This window comes from Spartinivicinus poritis, from assembly GCF_028858535.1.
Classification (GTDB): Bacteria; Pseudomonadota; Gammaproteobacteria; order Pseudomonadales; family Zooshikellaceae; genus Spartinivicinus; species Spartinivicinus poritis.
Map to the genome: position 1 here is coordinate 50968 of NZ_JAPMOU010000031.1, position 21007 is coordinate 71974.

The 21007-nt window shown below is 37.6% G+C and carries 14 protein-coding genes; 10 read left to right on the forward strand and 4 right to left on the reverse strand.

Annotation, left to right across the window (positions count from 1 at the left end; all coding sequences use genetic code 11):
• The first annotated feature begins 208 nt into the window (after positions 1–208).
• From polA to ORQ98_RS20015, 5 genes are all read left to right on the forward strand, one after another.
• Positions 209–2941, forward strand: coding sequence for a DNA polymerase I (gene polA / locus ORQ98_RS19995; protein ID WP_274690592.1), 2733 nt, complete (start codon positions 209–211; stop codon positions 2939–2941).
• Between the two features lie 863 nt (positions 2942–3804).
• Positions 3805–4716: a LysR substrate-binding domain-containing protein gene (locus ORQ98_RS20000; protein ID WP_274690593.1), complete on the forward strand. Its 912-nt coding sequence runs from the start codon at positions 3805–3807 to the stop codon at positions 4714–4716.
• 187 nt (positions 4717–4903) lie between these two features.
• Entirely contained in the window at positions 4904–6607 is a 1704-nt protein-coding gene (locus ORQ98_RS20005) for a hybrid sensor histidine kinase/response regulator (protein ID WP_274690594.1), read from the forward strand.
• A 19-nt stretch (positions 6608–6626) separates the two neighbouring features.
• Positions 6627–7388, forward strand: coding sequence for a hypothetical protein (locus ORQ98_RS20010; protein ID WP_274690595.1), 762 nt, complete (start codon positions 6627–6629; stop codon positions 7386–7388).
• A gap of 44 nt (positions 7389–7432) precedes the next feature.
• Positions 7433–9667 carry an ATP-binding protein gene (locus ORQ98_RS20015; protein WP_274690596.1) on the forward strand — a complete coding sequence of 745 codons (2235 nt, stop codon included), beginning with the start codon at positions 7433–7435 and terminating at the stop codon, positions 9665–9667.
• Between the two features lie 315 nt (positions 9668–9982).
• Here the strand turns inward: ORQ98_RS20015 and ORQ98_RS20020 are convergent, their stop codons facing one another.
• Positions 9983–12526 (reverse strand): glycoside hydrolase family 15 protein, encoded by a 2544-nt coding sequence (locus ORQ98_RS20020; protein WP_274690597.1) that lies wholly within the window; start codon positions 12524–12526, stop codon positions 9983–9985.
• Positions 12527–14437: 1911 nt separating this feature from the next.
• Here ORQ98_RS20020 and ORQ98_RS20025 point away from each other — a divergent pair.
• Positions 14438–14728, forward strand: coding sequence for a MarR family transcriptional regulator (locus ORQ98_RS20025; RefSeq protein ID WP_180569082.1), 291 nt, complete (start codon positions 14438–14440; stop codon positions 14726–14728).
• Between the two features lie 87 nt (positions 14729–14815).
• Here the strand turns inward: ORQ98_RS20025 and ORQ98_RS20030 are convergent, their stop codons facing one another.
• The gene (locus ORQ98_RS20030; RefSeq protein WP_274690598.1) at positions 14816–15835 is read right to left on the reverse strand and encodes an RsmB/NOP family class I SAM-dependent RNA methyltransferase; all 1020 of its coding nucleotides are present in this window, start codon (positions 15833–15835) and stop codon (positions 14816–14818) included.
• A gap of 84 nt (positions 15836–15919) precedes the next feature.
• Here ORQ98_RS20030 and ORQ98_RS20035 point away from each other — a divergent pair, with 84 nt between their 5' ends.
• The 4 genes from ORQ98_RS20035 (at position 15920) to ORQ98_RS20050 (ending at position 19858) form a co-directional block, all read left to right on the forward strand.
• The gene (locus tag ORQ98_RS20035) at positions 15920–17734 is read left to right on the forward strand and encodes a sensor histidine kinase (RefSeq protein WP_274690599.1); all 1815 of its coding nucleotides are present in this window, start codon (positions 15920–15922) and stop codon (positions 17732–17734) included.
• Positions 17735–17804: 70 nt separating this feature from the next.
• The gene (locus tag ORQ98_RS20040; protein WP_274690600.1) at positions 17805–18581 is read left to right on the forward strand and encodes a substrate-binding periplasmic protein; all 777 of its coding nucleotides are present in this window, start codon (positions 17805–17807) and stop codon (positions 18579–18581) included.
• Positions 18582–18914: 333 nt separating this feature from the next.
• Positions 18915–19100 carry a hypothetical protein gene (locus tag ORQ98_RS20045; protein WP_219340064.1) on the forward strand — a complete coding sequence of 62 codons (186 nt, stop codon included), beginning with the start codon at positions 18915–18917 and terminating at the stop codon, positions 19098–19100.
• 200 nt (positions 19101–19300) lie between these two features.
• A complete protein-coding gene (locus ORQ98_RS20050; RefSeq protein ID WP_274690601.1) occupies positions 19301–19858 on the forward strand; it encodes a DUF6939 family protein in 558 nt (185 codons plus the stop codon).
• 80 nt (positions 19859–19938) lie between these two features.
• Here the strand turns inward: ORQ98_RS20050 and ORQ98_RS20055 are convergent, their stop codons facing one another.
• Together ORQ98_RS20055 and ORQ98_RS20060 are read right to left on the reverse strand one after the other, a co-directional pair.
• Positions 19939–20244, reverse strand: coding sequence for a hypothetical protein (locus tag ORQ98_RS20055; RefSeq protein ID WP_274690602.1), 306 nt, complete (start codon positions 20242–20244; stop codon positions 19939–19941).
• 10 nt (positions 20245–20254) lie between these two features.
• Positions 20255–21007, reverse strand: a 753-nt coding sequence (locus ORQ98_RS20060; RefSeq protein ID WP_274690603.1) for an RHS repeat domain-containing protein, incomplete at its 5' end; no start/stop codon positions are given.

Consider the following 21007-nt stretch of genomic DNA (forward strand, 5'->3'; position numbering starts at 1 on the left):
ATAGTGACAATAAAAGCCGCTAAACGGTACCTTAAATTTCATTGTTAGCACAGCAGTTTTCAGTCATTTTTTGTTAGCTATTGATAATTGGTAGATCAGGGCTACACCATAACTGATACAATAAGCGCCATTTGGATGGTAAGCCTTTTGGTAAGTATCAACAGGTTTTCAATGCCTTGTTTTATTTTAACTGTAAATGTACTGGCCTATGACGAAACAACAAAAGCAGCCCCCGTTAATTCTTGTGGATGGTTCTTCTTACTTGTTTAGAGCCTATCATGCAATGCCAGCCTTAAGCGCCTCGGATGGTCAGCCAACCGGTGCTATTCGTGGGGTGATAAGCATGATGCGGCGTTTAATTAAAGACTTCCCTGAAAGCCCAATTGGGGTCATCTTTGATGCTAAAGGCCCAACGTTTCGCAACACCATTTACAGTGAATACAAAGCCCACCGGCCGCCAATGCCTGATGAATTAAGGGAACAGATTGAGCCGATACACGCCATTATTAAAGCCATGGGTTTACCTATGTTTGTTATTGAAGGCGTTGAAGCAGATGATGTAATTGGCACTTTGGCCAGACAGGCAACAGAAGCTGGCATTGATACAATTATTTCAACTGGTGATAAAGATATGGCCCAGTTAGTTAATCAGCATATTACGCTGGTTAATACTATGAAAGATGATGATGCTTTTATGAACGTAGAAGGGGTAAAGGCAAAGTTTGGAATCCCACCAGAGCTTATCATCGACTTTCTTGCATTAATGGGTGACAAAGTAGACAACATACCAGGTGTACCTGGAGTGGGTGAAAAGACGGCATTAGCTTTATTGCAAGGTTTAGGTAGTCTGGAATCTGTCTATGAACGCTTGGAAGAAGTACCGACTCTTGGCTTTCGTGGCGCGAAAACCATGCCGAAAAAGCTTGAAGAACATAAGTCACAAGCACTGCTTTCAAAACAGCTGGCCACCATTAAAACCGATGTAGAGCTGAAAATGGGGCCTGCTGATATAAAACTGGTTGAGCCTGATAAAGCGGCGTTGTTGGACTGGTTTAAGAAGTTAGAATTTAAAGGTTGGACTGAGGAGCTACTGTCGGCTGGTGAAACCATTGATGATGTGGAGCAAGCGCTAGACGTTACCTATGAAACTGTCTTAACCCAGCAGCAACTTGATAGCTGGATAAAACAATTAGAGCAGGCAGAGCTGTTTGCCTTTGATACTGAAACTACTAGTTTGGATTATATGCAAGCTGAAATAGTGGGGGTGTCTTTTGCCATAGAAGCAGGCAAAGCAGCTTATGTTCCACTGGCACATAACTATGTGGGAGCACCTGAGCAGCTAGACAGGGATAAGGTCTTAGCTCTGTTGAAGCCTTTATTGGAAAGCGCTGATCAGAAAAAAATTGGGCAAAACCTGAAGTATGATCAGAGTGTGTTAGCTCGCTACGATATTGAATTAAAAGGGATCGCCTTTGATACCATGTTGGAGTCTTATGTACTGGACTCCACAGCAACCAGACATGATATGGATAGTTTGGCACTCAAATACCTGGGCCATAAAACGATTCATTTTGAGGATATTGCTGGTAAAGGAGCAAAGCAAATTACTTTTGACCAGGTTGCCATTGAGCAAGCGGCGGAGTATGCGGCAGAAGATGCAGATATTACCCTACGGCTGCATCAAGCTTTAGAGCCTAAACTCGCAGAGCACCCAACACTGGTGAAGGTGTTTAAGGAAATTGAATTACCCTTAATCAGCGTGCTTTCTAAAATGGAACGTAATGGCGCGTTAATTAATCCTGGTTTGTTACAAAAACAAAGTGTTGAGTTGGCTAAACGGATTGATGAGCTTGAAAAAGCAGCCTTCGATTTAGCAGGTGAAGAATTTAACTTAGGCTCAGCCAAACAACTGGGTGAAATATTATTCAACAAGCTTGAATTGCCTGTAATTAAAAAAACCCCAAAAGGTCAGCCTTCTACTGCAGAACCTGTACTACAAGAGCTGGCTTTAGATTACCCCCTGCCAAAACTGATTTTGGAATACCGCAGTTTAAGTAAACTTAAGTCAACTTATACCGATAAACTACCTGAAATGATCAACCCAGAGACTGGGCGGGTACACACATCATATCATCAAGCGGTTACTGCAACGGGAAGGTTGTCTTCTTCTGACCCAAATTTACAAAATATTCCAATTCGCACAGCAGAAGGTCGGCGTATTCGCCAAGCATTCGTTGCTTCACCTGGCTATAAACTTATTGCCGCAGACTACTCACAAATTGAGCTGCGGATTATGGCGCATCTGTCTAATGATGAGGGGCTATTGAATGCCTTCTCCCAAGGTAGAGATGTTCACCGTGCCACGGCTGCAGAGGTGTTTGGAGTACCGATTGACGAAGTAACGGATAACCAGCGACGTAGTGCTAAAGCAATCAACTTTGGTTTGATCTATGGTATGTCTGCATTTGGTTTAGCTAAGCAGCTTGGCGTGTCTCGCAAATCTGCTCAGGAGTATATCGACTTATATTTCGAGCGCTATCCAGGGGTGCTCACTTATATGGATGATATTCGTCACTCTGCTGCAGAAAAAGGTTATGTAGAAACACTATTTGGCCGACGCTTGTATCTACCAGAAATCCGTTCCCGTAACCAAATGCGTAAAAAGGCAGCAGAGAGAACCGCGATTAATGCTCCAATGCAAGGGACAGCTGCCGATATCATTAAACAGGCAATGATTAGTGTTGATCAATGGTTAACCGCAAGTCAGCTTGATGCCAATATGATTATGCAAGTGCATGACGAATTGATCTTAGAAGTAGCAGAAGCTCAGGTTGATGAAGTGGTTGCTGGTTTGAAGCTGCGGATGGTGGCTGCGGCTGATTTATCGGTGCCGCTGATTGTGGATGCGGGAATAGGCGATAACTGGGACCAAGCCCACTAACTACCCTTCGTGAATAACATTTAGGCTTTGTTATCTTCGCTCTTCACCCCAGTCACTTATTCCAATAAGCTCCTGGGGCTTCATCTCTCGATGGCCTCGCCTAAATGCTCTTCACTGTGGGTAGCAATATATAGATATAGTTGTGATAGTTTCGGTATTCTAGAGAAAGATGGGATGGGGAGGCTTGGTAAGTAGAGCTATAACACAGTCTTACTTCCCCCTTTGAAAAAGGGGGATTGAGGGGGATTTCATGAAGCCTTCTCAAAGTACCTAATCGTCTTCTTAAGTTTTTCTGATTTTATTGAAAAAAATTTTGAGCAGCTGGAACTTTCCTGAATTTGGGGTTGTCATATATTACGAGTGGCCGCGATGGTCACTTTAACTACTCCTTATGTGTTTTAGTGTTGGCATTTACTCCGTTAAGCCCCCAAGTTAGCGGAGATAATAATCTGCCCCGGCTACATAATCTCCCCCCAAGTAGCTGGGGTAATTTTTTTTCTAAGACCTCAAATTTATCTCTGCTCCACAAACAGCTAGCGTTTATCAAGCTTGTTATTGTCTTTGGCTACCGGTTTAACATCGTTTAAGCCCAGGTCGTAAATAAGCTGCTGATTGAGGCTGGTAGGAAGTGCTTGTGTTCTTGGTGATTTTGCTTTACTGCAATATCTCTTGTATATAAACCAGACAAAAACTATCAGTATTATTAATAGATACTCCATCGCTACTACTCTTTACTTTCATCAGTTAGGCTAAAATACCTCTACATAGCAGCAATCTAGCGATTTTAATGACTAACTACGAATGATAAATTTTGATTTACTATTAGTTGAACTAATAATTGATGATGTACTGAAAGTGATGATATGAGCGATCCCCTACAGCATCTTGGTGCTATGCGTGCTTTTGCAAAAGCGGCACAGCTATCAAGCTATTCAAAAGCGGCTGATGAGCTGGCTATTACCCAATCAGCTGTAAGCCAGCAAGTTCGAACGCTTGAGCAAGCATTGGGGGTGAGGTTATTCACTCGAGTTGGTCGCACAATGCAACTAACAGAGGCTGGTGAAAACTTATTTCAATATGTTGATCAAGGATTAGGCCTGATTCGGGAAGGTATTAACCGCGTTCAGCAAGAAGAATTGGCTGGTGAGCTTAAGGTTACCCTTAGCCCCGCATTTGCCTCACATTGGTTAATGCCTAAATTATGGTTATTTGCGGAAGCTTATCCAGAAATAAGAATACATATGATACCTACCTTGGATCTGTTAGATTTAAAACATGATGAAGCAGATGTTGCTATCCGTTATGGTAAAGGCAACTACTCAGGGTTGGTCAATGAATTTTTAGCTGCTAGTGAAGGAATTGTAGTTGCCTCTCCAAATGTTGCAAAAAATATTAATAAACCAGAAGACTTATTTAACTATTTATTAATTGAAAGTACACCTTTATTTTCAGAGGGCTGGAAAAGCTGGTTTGATAAAGTCGATATAACAGCTGACTACTCTAAATTGCAAATTATACAAGTCAAAGGCGTAGGTTTAGCAATACATACGGTCCTTGAGGGGAGGGGTATAGCACTAATGAGCAACTTAGTAGCCAAGCAATTAATTAAACAACAAGCGCTTGTTCAGTTATTTAATGATACTGTAGAGTATGCAGGAGTCTGGTTGTTATACGATGAGAGTTCGCCTCGATACAGGCGTGTACAAAAGTTTACGAACTGGTTAAAACAGGAAATAAAGTCTGATAATGGTAAGCCAGGTTCTAAGTTCAAGTAATATTTTTATTATAAATTTCTATAATTTTTTTACAAAAAATTTATGGTTTGATATTAGTTAGAAGAAACAAAAGTTAAATAGAGTGCCTTGTTAGTAGCTGCTATAAAAAACAAAGTAAACTAGCATCAAGCTTGCTACACTTTTTAATACACATAAAGTGGTCATGGATAACCAAGTAGCTAACTAAATGGTGTTCGATATAACTGCTCCTAATATTCTTGTTGTTGATGATGATATAAAAACATGCCAACAACTAAAGCATCTCATAAAAGAGTTTGGCTATCAGTGTGGCTTTATAATTAACCCCAAAAACTTATTCCCCAGGCTTGAAGAAGAAAAATTTGACTTGATTTTGTTAGATCTGAACATGCCAGGATTAAATGGAGTTGATTTGCTGCTGCAACTAAGCAAGAAAGAAGAATTTAATAAAATAGTTATAATTGTGTTGACGGCAGAAGACAATAATGATGAAGTAATAGCAAAGTGCTATAAGTTGGGAGTTGTCAACTACATTAGTAAGCCTGTTAATAAACTTATACTAGAGGCACGCTTAAATAATGCACTTGCAGCCAAACAAGCAAGAGATTCTCTAGAGTGTAGTGTACTAGAAAGAACACGAGACTTAGAAATTTTAAACGAACATCTAGTTAATGAAATAAAAGTAAGAAGAACATACGAAAAAGACCTCATTAGTGCCAAAGTGCAGGCTGATAGTGCCAATAAAGCTAAATCTGAGTTTCTTGCCAATATGAGTCATGAGCTTAGAACACCCATGAATGCTATTTTGGGTACGGTTCAAATACTTGAAGAAACTAATATAAATCAGGAACAAAAGGAATTGATAGATGTTCTTAAAGGTGGTGGAGAGAGGTTACTGAATTTAATTAATAATGTTTTAGATTTATCAAAAATAGAAGCAAATAAACTTGAAGTTAATAGCAGTGTTTTTAGTTTACACCAACTGATTGATTCAACCTACAAGCTATTAGTATCACAAGCTAAAGAAAAAGGTATTTGCTTAAACTATTCTATAGGCAGACAAGTACCCGATATTATTAAAAGTGACTCTAATAAGTTAAACCAAATATTGATTAACCTTATGGGTAATGCAATTAAGTTTACAAAAGAAGGTGGTGTTGATCTACATGTAACAACAGAAAAATCGGAAAGAGGCAAGGCACTATTGCTATTTAATATTTGTGATACGGGTATAGGTATAGAAAAAAACAAACAAAGTATGGTATTTGATAGCTTTACCCAGGTAGAAGACTCAACCACACGAAACTATCAAGGGTCTGGTTTAGGTTTAACAATTACCAAAAAGTTAGTTGAAATGCTATCTGGAGAGATATGGCTTGAAAGTGAGGTAAACAAAGGTAGCCAATTTTATTTTACTATTTCATGTGAGCTTGTTAAAGAGGATTCTAATAATATTAAAGATTTCTTAGGTGATCGAAGCGGTGTGATATTAAACCCTAATAAAACAGTCGAGAAAATTGACTTTAAAAATGAGAGAAAATGGAAATCTGTGCTGCTAGTTGAAGATGACCCTGCTAGCAGAATGATAGCTAAATCAATTTTATCAAAAAAATTTGATAGTGTAGAGACTGCAGTAAATGGTGAAGAAGCATTGGAGAAATTTAAGGAGGATAAATGGAATATCGTTTTTATGGATATGCAAATGCCTTTGCTAAATGGTTATGAAGCTGTCCGTAGAATACGAGCATGGGAATGTAACGAGAGTTTAGTAGAAACGCCTATAATAGCAATGACTGCTTATGCATTAGATGGTGATGATAAAAAATGTACCGATGCAGGTTGTACGGGCTATTTAACCAAGCCAATTAATAAAAATAAGCTTTATTCAATGCTTCATTCATTGCTGACATAATAAATGTCAAATGAGGTATATGATGATAAAGTATCTATTAAGTGTATTTATTATTTACTCATCAGTAATTTTTGCTGATAAAGAGTTAATTTATTTATATACCTATCATAACCACCCGCCTTTTATTAACGGAGAAAATAAAGGATTAACATTTGAACTAGAGAGATTTCTTAATAATTATGTCGATAGTAGATATCAATTTAAGCTGCAGATTTTGCCTAGGAAACGGCTTGATAAAAAAATAGAAAAAAATGGGCCATGGGTAGTCACTTGGGCCAATCCAATATGGTTCAATGATAAAAAACAGTTAAAGTATCGATGGCTGTCAATACTTGAGGACTCTAGCTCAATAGTTTCAAGGCTAGAAAAGCCGGTTGAGTATAGAGGGTTTCAGTCTTTGCAAGGGCTGACATTTGGTGGAATGGCAGGCCACAAATACATAGGAATCGATAACTTGGTTGACCAAGGAAAAATAACAAGAATTGATGGAGATCATGAGCGTAATAATGTGAAAGTACTATTAAAAGGCAGGGTTGATTTTACATTATTACCAACTTCAACAATTAACTATCTTGTTAAAGAAATGTCTTTGAAAGAAAAAATATATGTTTCTCCTGAAAAGCATTCTATTTATTATCGGATGTTCTTAATATCTAAAAGCAGAAAAGATATAGAGGAGTATTTGAGACGTATTGCTATAAATAACAATAATGAGTGGCTCAAAATAGCTAGGGAATATGGGTTTAGTGAAAATCAAGGAGCAATTTCATATAAGCAATAATTGCATGGAGTGTGAGACTATATATCTATTTTATAGGTGTTTAAATGCTGAAGCTGTTGCTAAAAGAAAAGCAGAATACTGTTGGTTATTCTTTAATTAAGGCTGTTTTTGGTGTGTATGTAATAGTAGCAATAGTGACAACAGTATTTCAATTGGCTACTCAATATAAAGATGAAAAAAATAATGTTAACAGTGATCTAATAAAATATACAGATATATTTTCTCCAGTACTAACACAAGCCTTATGGCATTTAAATAATGAACAAGTCTATTCAACTCTTCTTGGAATAATACAAATACCTGTTGTAGTTGGTGTAGAGCTAAAAAATGCTGAACAACAGTTAATAGGAATTGTTGGAGATACAGAGTTAACATCAGATACACAGTTAGTCGTCAATGTTGATGGCATTGAAGCCAGCACCAACGTAGATAACAAAATACTAAAAACACTCTTTAACTATCAATTGCCACTAGTTGATAACCAAAACCAGCTGCTTGGATACTTAACTTTGTATTCTAGTAATAAAGTGGTGCTCGAAAGAGTGGAATATAGTTTTATTTTATTAATTGTAAATGGATTTATTAAAACAATAGCGTTGCTTCTAATAATAGTTTTTTTTGCTGGAAAGCTATTGGGTGAGCCGCTAAAAGTATTAACGAGAACAACAAGAGCAATTAATTTTGACAGTTTAGATGGTTTTAAACTGGAAACGGGAAATAAAAATAATAATGAATTGAAAGAGCTCGAGGTTAGTTTTTGCAATATGGTTGATAGGCTTAAGCAAGAGCTAAATAATAGAAAGCTAATTGAAGGAAAGCTTGTTTATGAAAAAATACGAGCAGAAAAAGCAAGTCAGGCTAAATCTCAATTTTTAGCTAATATGAGTCATGAGATAAGAACGCCACTAAACTCAATTATTGGGTTTAGTCAAATATTAGCGATGCGTTTTGATAAAAAACAGATTAGTTATGAATTGAAAAAGTTTGTTTTGAATATTAAATCGAGTGGGGAGCACTTAATTGAGCTGATAAATAATATTTTGGATCTATCTAAAATAGAAGTGGGCCGTATAGATGTTTACTATGAGGATATTAATTTAAAACTTTTAGTTCAGGGTATATTTCATATCAACAAAATTTCTGCTTACAATAAAGAGCTCGACTACAGTTATCATTTTGATGGCGCATTGCCAGACATGATTAAGTCAGATAGAACAAAATTAAACCAAATATTAACTAATATTATAAGCAATGCAATAAAATTTACGCCAAACTATAAAAGTGTAAAAATAGTTGTATCTATGGAGCAGAAAAAACTCTCTGATAGTGTAATAGTTTTTAAAGTTGAAGATGAAGGCATAGGAATATCTAAAGATAAACAAAAAGAGGTTTTTGAGTCATTTCAGCAAGCAGATAACTCAATTACGAGAAATTATGGAGGGACGGGATTAGGACTGGCGATTACCAGTAAATTAGTAAGCCTATTGGGGGGAACCATTGCTGTCGAAAGTGAACCAGGCTGTGGATCAACTTTTGAAGTTAAAATTCCTTACATAGCTACTGATGAAAAGGAAGAGGTTTATTCACAAAAAACTGGTACTTCATTACTTTTTTCAAAAGAAAATAAAATTTTAGTTGTTGAAGATACACCATTAAATCAAGAAGTTATGAAGGCCATGTTTGAAGACTTTGGTTTAGCAATTGACTGTGTTAGTAGCGGTCAGGCAGCCATTGATAAAGTAGTGGAAAGTCAGCTTAGATCTGACTCTTATGATTTAATTTTAATGGATATGCATATGCCTGAAATGAGTGGCTTAGATGCTACCAAGGCTATTAGGCAAATACTAAAAGAAAGAAAGGTGCCTATAGTCGCTTTATCTGCAGAGGCATTTTGCGAACAACAACAGCGAGCTTTGGATGCTGGTGTAGATGATTATTTAACTAAACCTATTAGTGTAGATCTGCTTGTAGAAGCACTTCATAAATATTTAAAACACCAAGATAGCTATAATATAAATGCTCATAGCATTAAACATGATGTTGAGTCAATACCTGATAAAACTAAAGAAAAAATAAAAGATTCACTCATGGAATTGGAAAAAATTTCAATTTATAAAACTGATATATTATTATCTTGCTTAGATGACTTGAAAGAAATATGTAAACCATTTAATACTCCCTTGAATGAAATATTGTCAAAAGCTGAAGTAGCTGTATTAAATACGGATAATGAAAATCTACAAAATTTGTTATTAAAAACATCACAATTAAAACTATAGTTTTAATTTAGACTGCTCAAGTAAAATGCTATAGAGCAAATTAATATAGAAGTACACTGGTCCTTACCTATAATTAAATTGTGAGTACTCAACTGAGGACGGAAGTAAAAAACACAAATGGAGGATCTATGACCCTGCCATTTTTTCTGCAAATGCTTATTGGTATGTTTTTAATGTTGGGAGTTGTGGTAATTTTTGTTGAAAAATAAAGTATATGTAATAAAGCTATTTGTCCTGTAGTCTGCTTGAGCGAAAAGCCTCTATATTTAGTTTTAAAAGTATAGAGGCTTTTCTTTTTATTGATTTAATTATTGGTTAAAAGCTGACGTTAACTGTATTCACTTCACAGGGTTTACCAATATTATTTTTTCCTGATTGCCATTGAGAGTCGTCTTTTAACGCTTTGTATTCAAATGGCTCATTAACACCAAATAAAGTGGCTTGCCAGGTATTGCCCGGTAGCCAATGGGCCTGAACACCTTGATTCCAATTAAGAGGACCTTTGTTACCTCGGATGGAGACTTTATGGTTATACCCTACATCAACATTGATATTAATCGTGGTTATACAACTTTGGTATCTTTCTACAACACTACTAATAGTATCTAATGGCTGGTTCGCCTGTTTTGAGGCTAATAATTTAATATATTCAGCATGGCTCCAGGCTAACGGTGTTGCTCCACCAGTGCCTTCTCCCATTTTATAAGGCCCAGTGCGTTGATCCCATACTTGTTCTGGTAACATTCGGCCTTCATTAGCAAAGTTTTCCATGGACTTAATATAAGTATCGATATTATTGCCTTTAGCCAACTCATAATGCCCGCGTTCGCCTGTTAATAGTGGCCATAATCTGCCTTTGCCTTCACCTGTATAATCTTTACCTGATAAAGTTTCTCCATAACCGTCATGAGAATAGCGATAATACCCAAAACCCCTTGGAGTTCTTACCTGTAATAATTTGTCGTATTCAGCCAATGTATCTAGTATTTGCTCAGAATTAGCGGATTTAATACCAAAGCGCACAAGTTCTAAAAAGCCGCCATCTAAAATAGCACGTTCTTGATACTGCCCACCTCCATTCGCAATATAGAGTAGTTGTTGATCATTTGGGTTGGCGGTTTTTGAGCACTGTTGGCTGCTGTCGATTCGCTCGTAATAATGGCCATTACCATAAACGCCTGTACGGGTAAAAAGCCAGTAATCAATGCCCATGACCCATTGATCTGCTTGCTGACGATAGTGATTAGCTGTTTTATTGTCACCAGCAGCCTCAGCAAAGTCAGCAGCAGCAATTAGTGCGGTTATCGCGGCAGCTGTTGTAGAAGGAGAAATACCACTATTTTCTTCCCAGCGCTCTTGCTGGGTCCATGGTCCTACTTGGCTTATGAATGAAGCCGCAGGCTTAATGAAAGACTGGTAATATTGCTGGGGTGATAGTTGACCGAGTTGCCAAAGCCGCCATGCCAAGATAATTGGCATGGCGGTTTCATCTAACTGCATACCCGACCAGTGCGGTTTACCTGATAACCAAAAGTTTTGCGGAAAAGACCCATGTTTTGGAATGGTGTTTTCACAAAACTGCCAGCTACCATCCTTTTCTTTAAACTGTACTTTGGTTAGATAATGGAGCGCTCTTTTAGCTGTTTCAAAATCACCTGCAGCAATCGTAGCTGTGGCGACTTGGTATAAGTCTCGTGGCCAAACCACATGATATCCAACGGGGCCATCTTTATAGCCGTCGGCTGGTGAACCTGGTATTACTCCACGATCATCGCCAGATTGATAGTCATATTGGGAAGTGCCCCAAGGTATACTTAGCGAAGCAATCATTCCTCCTTTGTAGGTTTTATCTTCATGGGCTTTAAGCACCATGGCAGAGGTATAGTAAAGCTTGCCATTATCAAAGCTCATATTGCTGAGGTTTGCTAAGCTGTCACAGTAATTGTTCCAGCCACGAATATATTGCTGAGCCAGAGGCTTAAATCCGCTGTTTAGTGATTGACTGGCTAAGTGTTTGGCTGCGCTTTTAGAGTTCCCAAACCCTAGCGCTAAGTTGAACTCATAACTACCAGGTTTTTCAGGTAAATCCAACTCAGCAATCAATGCTACATTGCCATTACTGGCAGTGTGATATTGCCAGTCCATTTGAAAATTATCAGTCAGATCTTGCCAGCCATCTGACTTACCAACAAAGCCGCTGGATGTTTTTCGATAAGGTATGTCACTAATCAATGCAATTACTTGTGAAGCTTGTGGCTGCTGATCAGCCTGTTTAATTCTGTCATCCCAGGCATACAGTGTCTGTTGTGTAGCCTCTGCATAATCATATAAACCTGTGTTGCTAATCGCTGGGTTCAGCAATACATAGAATTTCAGATTGGGCTGGTTAACAGTCACTTTTATATTTTGAATAAGCGTGTCTCGATTGGGGTCTGTAATAACTTTTTTGGTGATAGTGAATCGGTTGTTAGGATCGCTATTTGTAAGTTGATAAGCCAAAGATTTGTCATCTATGTAGGTAACTTGATGTTGAAGTTGCTTTTCTTCAATGAAAAAGCTTTTGCCATCTGATACCAGTAACTGCAAGTCAGTGATTTGGGCCATGTCTATTTGGGGCCAATATACTTCAGAAACTATACCATCAACGAGGCTAAACCATACTTTAGACTGGTCATTAGCAGAAGTGCCAACGCCTATTTTTCGAGCAGATGTCCATTGGTGAGGGCTACCTGGTTGGCCTATTGCTTCATTAGGAATACCATGTGCTGCGCTGGCAGCTGCCTGTGAGCCAGTTGAATAGGTAATGATAGATGGTGCAATTATTAAGGCAGCAAGTAAGCTACGAGTAGGTTGGTACATTGGGTCACTCCGTAAGTAGAATCGCACCCTAGTTATGTCGAATGTTCTTATTAAGGTGCTAGTAACTTTTTATTGTTATGTAATTGTTTTATATTATTTTTTCCGATGCGCCTATACGACTTTGTGACTAAGTAGTCAGAGTAATAATAAGTTAGTGAAAGATATGTCCGAAAACTTGGGTCTTTTCTGTTTTTAAGCTTTAAGATGTCACGTAGGTTTAGAATTAGTGTATATACCTGGTAAAGCGATAGCCTCAGCTTGTTTTTCTTACTGCTTTATAGGTGTCTTACAAGCTATACTTTAGTTTAAGTATTAATCTTCCTCTGGTTGTTTTTCAGGGGGTGCTTTTCAAGATACTACTATAGTCGTGTATTTGATATGTATATATTTACTGCAAGTCAGAGTGAATCTATAGTCGTATACTGAATTGCTGGTAGTCTTATCTTGACGATAGTTTCAGGGCTTAAGAATATCCTTCGATGTGAGCAATTCATTTGCTGTTTATATTGAGAGCTCGTGCAAATTAACCAAAACTACTGTTTGGTGTATGGTTTTTTGAGTTGAACGCTAACAGTTTCACTGTGTTGATGCTGAGTTTGCAAACTTAAAATTTCAAATACTACAGTTGTTAACTTAAAAATAATTATTTACAATCAGCACAAATAAAAAAGCGTCAACTGATAGAAAAACAATAAAACGGCAGAGGGGCTCTAGCAGGCTTAAGCCCACTACATATGTAGGCTAGCCCTAACCAAGGTCAGACATGTTATATAATACTAATAACCAATTCATATCAAAAACTACACCCATGCTTTTTGAGAGAATTTATGAAGTGTTTTGCCTCGCATTTTCTAACACACTTGTAAGCTGTACATCTATACAGTCCTTATCTTTTATCATAAATCGTCATTATCAATTGCGATTCCAGTTAGCTATAGCATTAATTACGACAGTGATTATTGCCTATTAGTTGTATACAGTTTATCTCGTAGTCGTACTTGTGAGCTGTAGACGGAGGTTATACGGCTGTTTATAGCTATTGATAGGAACAAGCTGTTGAAATGTAAGCAACAACTTATATTACTTATTAAGCACTATAAGTCGTATTTATTTTTTGGCTGCTCCCCAGGGTTTATGGGTGTGTATTGTGTGAAATAGTATTGAATATAATGAAATAATGTGGGTTTAGTTCTGTAAATGCATAAAGAAAGGTTGATAGATAATAAAATAACACATGTTATAGCTAATTGAATGATATCTTAGTTGGGGCTAATAGCCTTTCAATATTATTTGAAAAAGAATATTGAGCGCTATAAAAATAAATAATGATTACCTATAAGCCAGTATGCAACCTATCTATTGTTTATTAAGAAGACAGTCTAAGTCTGTTTACAGAAAATCAATACCAAATATTGACTAATAATGTGATGTTTTCTAGCTTTCTACGAAAGGCTAACAATTTATTTGCAATTTTAAACATACTACACATATTGAATCAGCTATAATATTATTTGCCAGTTTCGCTGGCATGGAGAAAGTACATCGTGATTAGGAATAGCAAATACCAGGAAACAAATAGCTTTAGCTATCCTCACCAGGGAGGGGCGTGTTGAGGTAAGGAAGGTATTTGGATATAGGCTATGTTGGGAAATGGGAGTGTATCTAGGTAATGGGAGTATTTGCTTGGATACTAAAGATAAAAGGGTGCTAGGGATAAATGTCCTATAACCGAGATAATGGTTAACGAATAGCCGGCAAAGTTATTATGACGTAAACCAGCGAATACTCTAATGATATATCGTTAGGTGTATTAGCTAAAAGTTGAGTTGAGCGGATACTACTCATGATGTACAAGCAAGGGATAGACCAATACTCTAAAAAAACTATTAAAGGGCCAAGACTAGTAATACCATGAACACGAAAAAACTTGTGAATTTATCAAATCAATATCCCCGTCTAACCGTGCGGACGCTGGCAACCCTAATGGCAATTGGTGAAAATGAAGGCTGTTCAGTTTCTGAGTTGTCTCAATTTATGGGTGTAAATGAGAAAAATGTCGCTACGACTATACGTCGTTTGGAGGAGGGTAGAGCTGGAAACCCAGGTGACAAATTGATCAGAGTAAAACAATACCCTGATGATAAACGATTTAAACTGATTTATCTCACAGCAAAAGCACGGAGAATCCTGCAAAAGTTATAGGATATAAGCAGTATAGGCTGCCGGGGGGAGGGGTTCCCCCCGGAAAGCCAGTAAACTGCATGGCAGGGTAGAAAAGCTGAGTCAGTTTTAAAAAAAACTGGCTATCTTTTTAAGTTTGCATAGATAAAATCCATCCATAACCTTATTAGGTAAGACCCGAGTGCTGTTTGCAAGCTCAGGATGCAAGGATTTTTGATTCCATTCAGTTAAGCCTGGCTGAATCTCAAGTGGGATACTAGTACTACTATGGGCTTGTAAGTTGTTAGCTGGAACTTGTAGCCTATTAATAGACAGCTGCAAAGGCTCTAATATAACTGCCTCACCAAATTTCTTTAGGATATGATTAACTATTGCTTCATTTTCTTCTGGAGAAAATGAACAAGTACTGTAGAGCATAATACCGCGAGGCTTCAAACTATATAGTGCCGAAAGCAGCAGTTTTTTTTGCTTTTTAGCGACTTCTTTAACTTTTTTAAGGCTCCAGTGGCTCCATGATTTGGGAGTGAGTTGGCTAAAGCGTGACTCGCTGGAGCAAGGTGCATCAAGTAAAACTCGATCAAAGCGTTCGGGACATTTCCCCCCTACGGTACGACCATCTGTTAGATACGTTTTCACCATAGAGGCGCCTTGCTGTTCTAAGTTGGCTTTAAGTTTGAAAAATCGGCTCTTAACGGGTTCAACTGCTGAGAGAGCACCCTGATTATTCATCATGCAGGCCATCTGAAGTGTTTTACCGCCAGGGGCTGCTGCCAAGTCTAAAACCGTTTCTCCTGGCTGGGGCGCTAATTCAATAGGTGCTAGCATGCTGGATAAGCTTTGAATATAAATTTCACCCTGATAAAAAGCGTTAGACTCAGTTAAAGCGCGACGTTGCTCATTTGGGATAGTAAAGGCTTGGTTAAACCAAGCTACAGGCTGCAAGTCAAAACCTTCATCTTGCAGTTGTTGTTTAACCTGTTCAGGGTCACTCTTAAGTGTGTTAATTCGAAAGCTGGTAGGCTTTATTTGATAAAAACTCTCCAGAACCGATGCTAATTGCTGTGGTGGAACAATTTGCTGGAGGCGTTTAATAAACGCTTCGGGTAGTGGCAAAAACGGCTCACTCATTGTAATAACTCAGCTGAATTTTCTGCGTATAGGGCGTTAGACCTGTAAACTGTACATTGTTGTGTCAGTGAGGACATCAATCAAGTGGTTTATAATAAATCTAACTTATGTCGTACAAGATATGGTGGCTTACCTGTTGGGCTCATCATAGTGCTGCTGGTTGGCCTGTTACTAAGTGGTGTAATATACCAGCTGGTGATGCATCAGCAGTTTCAGCAGTTAGCGGGGGTGGGTAAGAATCGATTAGTGCTGTATAACAGCAGTATTGAAGGTGTTTTATCAAAATACCGACATTTACCTTATATGGTTACTCAAGTGAGCCAGGTAAAACAGTTATTAAAATACCCGGCTAGTGAATCTTTGCAACGATGGGTGAATGATTACCTTTTTCGAGTAGAGCAGGCAGCAAATGCTGCAGCTGTATTCATTCTTAATGCTGATGGTCATACCATTGCCGCTAGTAATGCATACACTAAGGCTAGCTTTGTCGGCAATTATTATGGCTTTAGGCCTTACTTTAAAGCTGCACAACAAAATCTGCCGGGACAGTTCTTTGCTATTGGCGTCACTACTGGAAAACCAGGCTACTTTTATTCTTATCCCGTATTATCAGCAAAAGCTAAACTAATTGGAGTTGCTGTTGTTAAGGTAGACTTAGAGCCATTACAAGCTATCTGGCGGCAAGCTGAAGAATCAGTGATGGTAATCGATCATTACGGTGTTGTGGTATTGGCTTCTAACCCTGAATGGAAATATCGCAGTTTTAAAGCCCTTAGCCCAGAAGTAAAGCAAGAAATTGAGGAGGCTCAGTTATTTAGTAATGAGCAAATACAGCCGTTAGCCATTTCAACAATTAGTGAAACACAATTAGGTAGAAGGGTAAAAATTGCGGCGATTCCAGATGATTATTTACTTCAAACGATACAGTTACCAGACTTAAACTGGTCGTTAGTATTTCTTTCCAGCACAACAGCTGCAAAACAATATAGTCAGTTAACAACTGGTCTAGCGAGTTTGTTTGGGTTATTTGCTTTACTGACCGGTTTCGTAATAAGGCAACGTCGTCTGGCAACAGAATTGATGAAAAAAACACAGGATGAGCATTTAGCTAGTCAGCAAGCGATTTTACAAGAGGCAAATGCTAAACTGGAAGAAAGGGTATTAGAGCGAACTGAAAAATTGGAAGCAGCCCAGACAGAGCTAGTGCAAAAGAAAAAGCTAGCAGCCTTAGGTGAAATGTCTGCTGCAATAGCACATGAGTTTAATCAGCCACTTACAGCAATAAGAACCTATCTATCTAGCTGTCACTTATTACTAAAGCATCAGCGTATCATGGAGCTAACTGATAATTTAGTGCAAATAGAACAGCTGACAGGGCGAATGACAAATATTTCAAAACAACTTAAAACATTTGCTTATAGTCAGCCTTCTACTTTAGTTTCAATTGATCTAGTTAGTTTAGTTAACGATGTTTTAATGGTATTTAATCAACAGCCAGATCAGCCAACAGTTGATTTACAGCTAATGCCTGATATTCATCAGTTACCTGTTATAGGCGATAAAACCAGACTAGAGCAAGTGATAAGTAATTTGGTTAGTAATGCAGCAAGTGCAGTAAAAGAAAAACCGGATAAAAATATACAGTTAATACTAAAAGGACAAGATGAAAGCGCTATTTGTCAAGTAATTGATAATGGCCCAGGTATAGATGCTGATATAATTGAACATATTTTCGACCCGTTTTTCACTACAAAAGAAGTGGGGGTTGGTTTAGGCTTAGGATTATCAATTGCTTATAGCTTTATTAGAGATCTTGGTGGGACTTTGGCGGCTAGCAATAACCCAGAAGGAGGAGCATGTTTTACGGTGACATTACCCAGAGGGCCATGTGTAAAGTAAGCTAAAAAATCGTAGTGTGGATAGTAGCCTGTATCTTAAAGGGTGTAACCAACGCAATGGCCTGAGAATCATGATTAGATGGCTTTATATAATTCAAATAGTTGTTTTAATGGTGGCAGCTCCTCTTGTAATAAGTTGCCCTCTGCAAAAGTTGACTTATATTACAGAAGACTATCCTCCCCATAACTTTGTTGAAAATGGAGAACTACAAGGGGTAGCAGTTGATCTTTTGATTGAAGCGCTAAAGGCTATAAAATGTCCGATTGATAAAAGGAGAATTACGGTTTTACCTTGGACTCGTGGTTATAATATGGCTCTTAACAAACCCGGTATAGTATTGTTTGGGATGAGCCGTCTAAATGAGCGTGAACATTTATTCAAGTGGGCTGGTCCATATATAAAAGCAAGAGTTTCTCTAATTGCGAAGAAAAGTTCTAAGATAAAAATTCATAATATTAATGAGCTTAACAATTTCACTATTGGTGTTGTGAAGGATGATGCAGGAGAAAGACAAGTAAAATCAGTAGGGGTAAAACCTGTAAATTTAAAATATGGTAACAACCACCCTGAAACGCTAGCAAAAATGTTAGTTTTAGACCGGTTTGATCTGTGGGCATATGAAATCAATGTAGCTAACTGGATGTTTACTAAATCGGGTTATAATACTGATGATTTTGAAGTTGTATATTCATTTCAGTCAATACCTGCTTTTTATGCATTTAATAAAAATACTCCAGACTTTATTGTTAAAATGCTTCAGGATGGCATTGATAAAGTTTCTAGTAGCAAGACGAAGTCTGGTCATACTTTTATGGATAAAGTCTACGAAAAGTACGGCTTAAAATGAGGGCTAAGTACACTATAGCTATTCCCACCACTCTTAGTGTTGGGTTAAGATAAATCATTCGCGAATGACTTGTAGGCTTTGTTGACGTCGCTTTTCACCCTAATCTTATTGGGTACGTTTTATACAAAATATGGCCTTAGGCTAATACCAATATACAACAAAATAAGCCTTTAAGTGGTATTTTTCAGTATAATAAGACCAGCAAATACAGCGCTGACTTACGTTACATTCACTCACAAAAAGACACTGAAAATTACTTTATATTTGTTCTTTTTACAATATCCTCTCACGTAAATTATTACCACTAGTGTACTTCAACACGGAATACCAATCATGCAATATATTCTATTTATTACATTAGTAACAGGTTATGGAGCAATTCATACACAAGAAGTGGAAGGCTTTTTATCCAAAAGCCAATGTGAGGAAGCTAAACAAAAAATTATTAGTAATAACCGTAAAGAACTAGGAGTGAGTGCTCTTGGAGTATGTGTACAGAAGGGGGTAATAAGACACTAACATAGATGAACTCAGGTCTTCCTTTGCCATAATGACTGAAAGTAGGAAATGCAAATACTAACGTTTTACTTGATAGTATTTGCATCAGTTCAAAACGTTAAAAGAAGTGAGTGGTAATCTGATATACTGAACTAATAGGGATAATTTTGAATGTTTTTATAGTATGCTAGCCATGTTTTTATATGAAATGATGTATTCTTATGAATAACTTGACTAAAATCCATATTGCTAGCAAAAGAAAAAAGCTGCAAACCCTAGAAAGAGAGTTTCCTGGCTGTCAAATTATTGATGTAACCTCAAAAGCGGAAATGCCTTGGGTAAAATTTAGTCCTTTCTATCCACATGGTGATATACCTATACCTTTTTCAACGAGAACAGCTGCATCAGTGGAAGGAATATGGCAAGGGCTAAAGGTCTTCAAAACAACTGATGTTGATATGAAATGTTTTTCGATAACAACTATGAAAGGTATTAAAAGAACCGTAAGGCGCTTTGGTAAAGTGCTTGGCCATCGCCGAGGAGTTGACGGAGAACTTTTACCTTATATTGAGGCTAGGAAAGAAATTTACTTACCTGCTTATAACTGGGTGCTAGAGAACAAATTACAAAGGGAGTTAATACAGCTTACAGAAATTGCAAATAAGCAAGGGCTTGTTCTGCTGGACTATGAAACGAATACTGATATTAACAACCCAAGTAAGCCATTGTCTCATGCATCGCTGATTAGGCAATATTTGGAATGTAATATCTGTTCATAAATCTTTAGCAGCTACAAGCATCATATCTTTGTAGTGATGCTTGTCACTACATAATTTATAAAACTTTCGCCAAAATTCACTTAGCTAAATAAATCCACTGCTAGCGAAACTATATCATTACGAATATCTTCGATTTGCTCTTGTTCTATTTCACTATACATATCAATAGACCTTTCAAAAAGTGGTGTTAAATCTATAAATGCTGCAGCTAATTTTTTTGGAATATCATTTTTATCCTTATAATAGTCAGCTAATGACTTTAAAGCTGTTTTTAGCCTATTTGCTGCTTTTAAATCTATACCTTCATACAGAGCTATTCGGTGAAGCATTCCTCCCTCCTCAATAAGCTCTTTTCTTACAGTACTAATTGCATCTGTTAAATCCATGCATAACCCTCTACTTACAATCTGTGGCTTTTTTAACATGAGCCTTGATATCAACAATACTTATTGCACTAGCTGGAACTTTTCCAACGACTAAAACTTCTTTTGAGTCTCCCACAAAATTGAGTGGTACACCTTTCACACCATGTGAAGCAGCTTTTTCGCGAGTAGAAATATCGATAACCTGTCGGTTTCCTAGCTCATCTGGAATAATGTCATCAGTATCAAACATTACTGTAGTTTGTCCAGGTACATTCCATTTTGCAGCTACTTCTCGGTCTAGTGTAGTGGAGATAAATTGTGATCCTTTGTTTCTACTACCTGTTCTTACATGTCCGTCAACGGTCATATTTCGACCTGGTTTGTTTGCCACTAATCTTTTAACAGGGTCCTCTTTTTTAAACCCTCTTGCTGGATTGTCTTCCATACGTAGATTTCTATATACTTTTACTAACCCAAAAGGATCAACCCACATTACTGGATTGGGAGCATATTTATAAAGATTTAATCCCCCTTTAATTCCAATCGGGTCTTGATTAATAAACCGCCCTAACCCTGGATCATAATACCGGTGTCGGTTGTAGTGTAGACCGGTTTCTTCATCAAAATATTGGCCCTGGAACCGCAGGTTGTTTTGGATATGCTCAACTTGTTTTCTCGCTACATTACCATAAGCGCGATATTGAACGGACCAGACGATATTGCCTCTTGCATCGCTGATTTCTTGGGGTGTGCCTAAATGATCCAGATGATAAAAATAAACCTG